Here is an 800-nt window from a genome sequence, read left to right as displayed (position 1 = left end):
GAACAGCACCACGGCCGCCGCCCTGCGCCTGCCGGCCGGCAAACTGGCGGTGGGTGCCGCGGCGGACGTGGTGCTGTTCGAAGCCGACGGCCAGACCCTGGCGGGCGAGACCTGGCATTCGCGTGGCCAGAACTGCCCGTTCCTCGGCCACTGCCTGCCGGGCGTGGTGCGCTGCACCCTGGTGGACGGGCATATCGTCCACGCGGTGTAGCGCTCCGCCACCCCATGAAAAAGCCCGCCGATTGGCGGGCTTTTTCTTTGGATGCGGTTCGACTCGCCTTGTAGGAGCGACTGCCTTCTTCTGTTGGTTCGTGCTTTGGATCTCCCTCTCCCTGAAGGGAGAGGGGACCGTGCGGAGCAGACTGATACCGATGCGTCAGCCGGCACGGACGGCTCCCTCTCCCTTCAGGACGCGATAGCCAGGTAGGAGCGGACCTTGTCCGCGAAATCCTTCGCGGCGGACAGCCTCCTTTCGGGATACACCAGAGGACGGCGCCAGCACCTGCCCACCGGAACGCTCCGATGGGCCGGCAAGACTTCGCGGACAAGGTCCGCTCCTACAGGATGCTCCAGCGCAGGATGGGTGGAGCGGAGCGATACCGATGCTGCCGGTGCTGCGATTGATGGGTATCGCTTCGCTCCACGCCATCCTACCAATGCGCAGCCCATCAACCCGCGCGAGGCGGCTCTTGTAGGAGCGGGGGGGGGGGGGGAGCACACCCAGCCCCGGGCGGGGGGGGGGGTGGGGGGCCCGCGCAGGGGGGCCTACACAGGGGCGTAATAAAGCCCCGCCAAGGGCG

The 800-nt window shown here is 68.0% G+C and carries 1 pseudogene; it reads left to right on the top strand.

From position 1 onward, the window contains the following. A pseudogene (locus ACCC94_RS29890) lies at window positions 1-211 on the top strand (dihydroorotase); the annotation flags it as partial. Window positions 212-800: the final 589 nt, after the last annotated feature.

It is taken from the genome of Pseudomonas sp. Pseusp97 (assembly GCF_047304025.1).
Lineage (GTDB): Bacteria > Pseudomonadota > Gammaproteobacteria > Pseudomonadales > Pseudomonadaceae > Pseudomonas.
The sequence above is the reverse complement of the archived record's forward strand: the minus strand, read 5'-3'. Positions and strand labels throughout refer to the sequence as shown.